At 66.8% G+C, this 6,376-nt stretch carries 8 protein-coding genes; all 8 read right to left on the reverse strand.

The window, feature by feature from the left end:
• Positions 1-2: 2 nt before the first annotated feature.
• The 8 genes from pxpA to ACWDNU_RS36065 are packed head-to-tail and all read right to left on the reverse strand — an operon-like array spanning position 3 to position 5,947.
• Positions 3-725: a 5-oxoprolinase subunit PxpA gene (gene pxpA, locus ACWDNU_RS36030; RefSeq protein ID WP_449672162.1), complete on the reverse strand. Its 723-nt coding sequence runs from the start codon at positions 723-725 to the stop codon at positions 3-5.
• A 43-nt stretch (positions 726-768) separates the two neighbouring features.
• Positions 769-1,104 carry a Rieske 2Fe-2S domain-containing protein gene (locus ACWDNU_RS36035; protein ID WP_116202782.1) on the reverse strand — a complete coding sequence of 112 codons (336 nt, stop codon included), beginning with the start codon at positions 1,102-1,104 and terminating at the stop codon, positions 769-771.
• A 15-nt stretch (positions 1,105-1,119) separates the two neighbouring features.
• Positions 1,120-2,130 (reverse strand): 2Fe-2S iron-sulfur cluster-binding protein, encoded by a 1,011-nt coding sequence (locus ACWDNU_RS36040; protein ID WP_449672163.1) that lies wholly within the window; start codon positions 2,128-2,130, stop codon positions 1,120-1,122.
• A gap of 7 nt (positions 2,131-2,137) precedes the next feature.
• On the reverse strand, positions 2,138-3,124 hold the full coding sequence (locus ACWDNU_RS36045; RefSeq protein WP_344278487.1) for a ferritin family protein: 987 nt from the start codon (positions 3,122-3,124) through the stop codon (positions 2,138-2,140).
• The gene (locus ACWDNU_RS36050) at positions 3,121-3,444 is read right to left on the reverse strand and encodes an MmoB/DmpM family protein (protein ID WP_043840218.1); all 324 of its coding nucleotides are present in this window, start codon (positions 3,442-3,444) and stop codon (positions 3,121-3,123) included. The genes ACWDNU_RS36045 and ACWDNU_RS36050 overlap by 4 nt, the downstream gene beginning before the upstream one ends.
• A 10-nt stretch (positions 3,445-3,454) precedes the next feature.
• Complete coding sequence (locus tag ACWDNU_RS36055) at positions 3,455-3,709, reverse strand: toluene-4-monooxygenase system B family protein (protein WP_344278492.1); 255 nt, start codon at positions 3,707-3,709, stop codon at positions 3,455-3,457.
• Positions 3,710-3,720: 11 nt separating this feature from the next.
• Entirely contained in the window at positions 3,721-5,217 is a 1,497-nt protein-coding gene (locus tag ACWDNU_RS36060) for a YHS domain-containing protein (RefSeq protein ID WP_449672164.1), read from the reverse strand.
• A 22-nt stretch (positions 5,218-5,239) separates the two neighbouring features.
• A complete protein-coding gene (locus ACWDNU_RS36065; protein ID WP_449672165.1) occupies positions 5,240-5,947 on the reverse strand; it encodes a hypothetical protein in 708 nt (235 codons plus the stop codon).
• Positions 5,948-6,376: the final 429 nt, after the last annotated feature.

Below are 6,376 nucleotides of genomic sequence, written 5' to 3' on the forward strand. Positions count from 1 at the left end.
AATCAGCTCAGGTACGGCGTCAAGGCGTCGTGCACGCTTTTCGCCAGATCCACCGCGCCAGGAGTGTCGGAGTGCACGCAGATGCAGTCGGCGCGCATCGGGATGTCCTGACCGTCCACAGAGGTCGCGAGCCCCTCGGTCACCGCGCGCACGGACCGTTCGGCGGCGATCGCCGGATCGTAGGCGACGTGCTCGCGGGTGATGATGAGCGAACCGTCGGCGCGGTAGTCGAGGTCGGTGTAGTACTCGGCGATGAAGCCCTGGCTGCGCTTGCCCCACACCTTCTCGTGCATGGTGTTGGCCATCCCCATCAGCGGCACGTCGAAGACGTCGGCCGCCTCGGCGATCGCCCGCGCGACCGTCTCGTCCCGCGAAGCCAGACCGTAGAGTGCGCCGTGCGGCTTGATGTGGTTGAGCGGCATGCCGTGTTCGGCAAGGAAACCGGTCAGCGCGCCGACCTGATACACCACCGCGGCGGTGAGTTCCTCGGGCTCCATCTTCAGCTCCCGCCTGCCGAACCCGTCGCGGTCCGGGAACGACGGGTGGGCGCCCACCTTCACCGAATGCTCGTGCGCCAGCGCGACGGTCCGCCGCATGACGACCGGGTCGGCGGCGTGGAAACCGCAGGCGACGTTCGCGACCGTGATGTAGGGCATGATGCCCTCGTCGTCGCCGCAGCGGTAGATGCTGTAGGCCTCGCCCATGTCGCAGTTGATGGCAACCATGAGTGCTTTTCCTTGTCTTTCAGGAGGTCTTCCGGGAGATCCGTCAGGAATGCGCGATCTTCGGGGTGTCCCCGTCGGGGTCGATGTAGACGTCGTCGCCCTCGAGCCGCACCGGGTACCGGGCCAGCTGCGCGTGGCCCGGGTTGATGCCCTGGCAGGTGGTGAGGTCGAACGTCCACAGGTGGCTTTTGCACATGAGGGTCTTCTTGTCCAGTTCGCCCTCGACCAGTTCGACCTGCTGGTGCGGGCAGATCGCCTGGGTCGCGACGACGTCGCCGCCGTCGAGGTGGGCGATCAGCACCTCCTTGTCCCCCACCTCGAACGACTCCATGTCGCCTTCCCAGACGTCGTCGAGGCTGCACACCCGCACGTAACCCATGCGGAAGCTCCTTTCTCAGCTGAACCGGTCGAAATGGAGCCGGTCGGCGGCGAGCCCGCCGTCCAGCACCAGCGCGCGGGCGAGCGCGTCGGTCATCGCGGGCGGCCCGGCGGCGTAGTAGGTGAAGTCAGTCAGCGTCTCGCCCAGCTTCGCGACCACGGCCTCGTGCACGAATCCTTGGTGCGATTCGGAATCCGCTGAGTCCGGTTCGGACACTGCAGTGTGGACATGAAGCGCGCGCAAGCGACGTTGCGCCATCGCCATCGCTTCCGGAATGTGCAAATCGCGCGGAGCACGGCCGCCGCAGAACAAATGTACGGTGCGCTCGCCCGCGTCGGCCTGAGCGGCCGCGCCGAGCACGACGCTCGCCATCGCGCCGAGCCCGGAACCGCCTGCGACACAAACGATGTCGCGGTTGTCTCCCGCGCGGTAGTACGCCTGCCCGTACGGGCCGTCCAGCTCGATCGTCTCGCCGAGGTCGAGGCCGTCGAACAGGATCGACGTCGCTTTCCCGCCCGGCGACCGCTTGACGACGAATTTCCATTCCCGCTGGCAGTTGCCGAGATTGCTCATCGAGTACGCGCGTTCGATCCCGCTGGGGAACCCGAGCATCGCGTACTGCCCGGCGCTGAACGCGGCGTGCTTTTCCGCGGTGAACACGAATTCGGCCATGTCGTGGGTGAGCCGGTGCACCTCGCGCAGCTGGGCGCGCTGCCGGATCGGCCGGTGCGGCGCGGGTTCCGGCACTGAGCTGAGGTCGACCGCGCAGTCGCTGGCCGGTTCGCTCTGACATGCCAGCCGCCGCCCCTTGCGCCGGTCGCGGGCGCTGAGTCCGGGTGCGTCCGCCCAGCGCGTGCGGACGTCGCCTTCCAGCAGCTCGTACCGGCAGCTTCCGCAGGCTCCGCTGTTGCACTCGTAGCTGAGACCGACCCCCGCGCGGAGGGCGGCACGCAGCAGCGTGTCGCCCTCCGCACAAGGAAAGCGAACGCCGGTCCCCCGCAGGAGGACTTGGTGTTCGGTCGTCATGGCCGGTTCAGCCTCCGATGCCGAGCTGCCGCTGGAACGCCCGGACCGCGCCGATCGCGTTCTCCGCCGCTTCGGCGTTTTCCGCCACTTCAGCGCCGTATGCCTCGATCGCGGCGACCGCGAGCGGCTGCCACTTCGCGACCCACTCGCGCAGCTGCGCAACGTTCGAGTCCACTTCGGACATCTGGGTGACCAGCGCTTCGGTCCAGCGCCGTGAACGCTCACTGTCCCGCAGTGCCGATTCGGCTAGCAGCGCGTGCAGCACGTCGCCGTGCCGCCGGGCACTGACGCCGAGCTGACGCAGCACGATCTCGTCGTACGCGGGCTTGGCCACCACGTTGAGCGCGACGAACGCCTCGGCCCAGTCGAACGTGGTCAGCTGCCGTTCCATCAGCTCGCGGAACCCTTGCCAGGCAGGCAGTTCCTCCCACAGCTCACGTTCGCGCTCGCCGAACCCGGCGGTCGGATGCGCCTGGCGCAGCTCCGCGGTGCGGTAGGCCACATTGGACAGCCAGCGCAGCGAGTCGGCGGCCTGGAACGCCGCGCAGTTGGCGATCGTGCTGGCCGGGGCCATGTGCACGAGGTACGCGCTGGCCATCTGAATGGTGTGCAGCAGGTACCGGCTCGGCGTGTACAGCTGCGCCAGCATCGCGACCCACTCCGGCGAGAGGCCGCGGTCGTGGCCTTCGGCGTCGTGCTGGTCGAGCAAACCATCCACATAGGACTCTTGGCCGTCCTGGAGGATGTTGTACGTGCGGTACACCAGCTCGTCCGGGTCGCGGAAGGCGTTCCAGTCCGGGTGCGTGATCGGGCTCTGGTTGCGGTAGCGGCGGTAGAAGTCCGCCATGAACCCGGTGTGCCCGACGTCCCACGGCTGCTCGGGGTCGCGGGTGTGCCACAGCAGGTTGGTGGAGACGATCTCGTACTCGCTCGGCTTGCGCCGGCGGGCGGCGAGGTGCCCCCAGGTCTTGAGCGGCTTGAGCGGGGTGCTCACGAGCTGGCCTCCTTGCGGGCGGAAGTGCCCAGGTAGAAGCGGAAGACGTCGCCGCCGGTCTCGATCCGCCCGACGAACGAGGGCATGATCAGCTCCAGCTCGGACATCTTGAACGGGCGGCCGAGTTCCTCGGCGATGGTCTCGCGGCGCAGGACGCATTCGCCGCCCTCGACCTCGACCCGCACGTAGGAACCGCGGTCGCGGATGTCGACCCGGCAGCCCGGGTTGTCGGTCACGGCGGCGTCGGCGACGGCGCGCGCCACCTCGCCGACCTGGAGGACCGGGCCGACCGGGTCGGCGATGGGTTCAGCGGTGCTCATCCGGTCCTCCTCACTCGAAATAGACTTCGACGCACTCGGTCGGCCCGAGACCGGCCGCCGCGACGGTGCTGGCCCGCTCGAACGGCTGCGCGTCACCTTGACGGCGCACGCGGAGCGTCCGGCCGGGCTGGTCGGGCACGTGGATGCCGACCGAGTTCTCGGCCGCCGCGGCGGCGAGTTCGTCCATCGTGTGCTCGCTGTCCGCGGGGAGCAGTTTGAGCACGAAGTCGCCGTCGAAGTGCACGGCGAGCGGAATGGTGGCCATCAGCGTTCCTTTCAGCCGGCCTTGACGAGCTGCTTGCGGTAGGTGTCGACCCAGGCGAAGCCGTGCGCGTCGTCGCCGCCGGGACCGACCGAGCCGAGGCCCATGTACTCCAGGACGCCGCCGAGGTCCGCGGGCTGGATCTCGCCGCCGAGGAACCGGTCGACCAGGTTCTTGTGGTGCCGGTAGCGCTCCGGGTCGTCCTCGAAGATCCACTTGTCCACTTCGGACGCGAAGTGGTAGCGCCGTCCTTCGTGGACCAGCGAAATGTCGCGCAGCGTCTGGGAAGGCGTGCCGACGATCGGCAGCTGGGAGACGTTGCAGATGATCGGCAGCGTGCCCGGCACCGTCTTTTCCGGACGGTCGTTGGCGAAGTTGTCGATCAGGACGTCCCACACCTTGCCGAAGGTGCCGTTCCAGCCGGGGTATTTCTCCTCCAGCCAGTCGCGCTCCTCCGGGCTGACGCCCGCCGCCGGGTCCCACCACAGCGTCGGCCGCCACGAGTAGGTGCCGAGGTGCTGGCCGTGGTGGTGCTCGGAGATGTCGCGCAGGAAAATGTCCCAGTACCACGGCTTGGAGAGGCCGAGGTCCTCCAGCGAGCGCATGAACTGGGTGACGATCCACTCCTCCATGAATTCCTTGAAGGACGCTTCACGGACGTCAAGCGGGACGTAGTAGTCCATCGGAATTCCGGACAGAATGGTGAACAGCCGGTACGAGCGCCAGAACGCGATGTCGATCTTCTTCTGCGCCACGTCCTTCTGGCCGTTCTCGATCAGCATCTGCAGCAGCGGAGTGCCGAGCTGCGCGTGCCGGGCCTCGTCGGACTGGATGCTCTGGATCAGCTTGGAGAACGTGAAGTCGCCCGCCTTTGCTGCGTCGCCGGAAAGGCCGATGAACTGCAGGTTCGTGAAGCCGGTCTCGAAGGAGAAGTTCGCGAAAATCGAGGTCGACACGGCGTCGCGGGTCATCATCACGTCGTCGAAGAAGTGCCGTGCACCGAGGGTGACCCAGTTGTCGGTGAACATCGCCGCATGCGACCACTCGAACTGGCGGTCCTTGTTCACGTACTCGTGCGGGAAGTACAACTGGATCTGGCCGTGCCGGATCTCGTCCAGCATCCCGAAGGTCGCCATGTTCCGCATGCCGGGAGCCTTCGACCAGCGCACGAAGCGAGACTCCTGGAACGACGCGCCGTACTCGACGAGCGCGACCGCCGCGTAGTGCTCCTTGAGAATGGAAATCCAGCCCGGATCGGCTTTATTGTAGAGATCCGCGCGCTCCAACGCGGCCTTGACCGAATACGCCCCGGCGTCCTTCTGCCGCTGAATGTCGACGTATTCGCGATAACTCACCTTGTACGGTTCGTCATAGGTCGCCCAGACCTCGTCGGGCAACCCCTCGCCGCCGGACAGTTCCGGCGGGAACAACTCCTCTTCGCTGACGTAACGCGGAGTCCATTGAGTGTCGCGGGCGATGTCGTACCACTGTGCTCGGTCCAGCAGAGCCATTGCCGGTGCTCCTTGTTGGTTTTTAGCTGCCGTGCTCGGAACCCAGCGGCCCTTCGCCGCCGGGGTAGACGAAGGACATGGCCGGGGAGTAGAACCCGAACGTCACCTGCAAGGGTTGGGCAGGCCGCAACCGGTAGGCCGGGTGCTCTTTGTCGAGGAACTCGAAGGATTCGACCGCGAATTCCTCGGCGATGTCAGCGACGTAGGCATACCGCCCGCTGACGAATTCACCACCGCGACTCGTGATGTACCGCAACTGCCCGGTAACCCGCTGCGGCGTGCCGATCGAGAGACGCGCGGTAGTCCGGATAATCGGCCGCCCCTCGACGGAAGTAGTGGCGACCAGCCGATCCCCGTCGAGATCGAGCGTCGTCTCCCCTGGTGCACCGGCCGGAACGCCGTGCTCCCGCGCGTAACGAATCATCGGCTCGGAACTGTTGTGGTAATCGGTCCACCACCGCCCCGGGACTCCCGCTTCGGTGTCCAATCCGGACAGATTCACCCCGAGATACGTCAGCGAGTAAGCACCGAACGCGTCGTCCCCGTCGCTGGCCGACGTCTGAGCGTCCCCCTCGACCACGTACTGATTGATGTAGCACGACCGATCGGCGGCCGGCGTGAGCCCAGCCGGAACCAGCTCCGCGACGCCCTCGGGATCCTCCGGCGCCCAAACGAGGTAGAGAGTCCGAGACCCCGTCACCAGCTGCGGCGGATGCAGCGACGTGCCCATAGGGGCACCTCCAGTTCACCGTTGAACTTCTCCTCCGCTCCGGCCCTTTGAAGCGGTGCCCCAAAGACTGCGCGACGCACCCTCAGGCGGGTAGTGCGCAAGTTGGACAACGACCCCGCCAGGGATGCCAAACCGGAGCAGTCACGGACATCACCGCAGGTCAGAAGCCCGCAACACGATCACCGGCACCGTCTTCTGAATCCGTCAAGCCCCCGCAATGCCGTGAGGGGAACCCTGAGGGAATCTGATTCCCTCAGGGTTCCCCTCACGTCCCTAAAACCGCAGCAAGCGCACCCAACTCGAGGCGCACCCACACCACCCCCGCACCCCGATACGAAGCGTCCCTGCGGTCTGGACGACCGGGCGGATCCCCGCCACCGTCGTCGAGACCAGCACCGACGGCGTCACCTACACCGAAGCCGTCCGGCC

This window comes from Amycolatopsis sp. NPDC003676 (assembly GCF_053587275.1).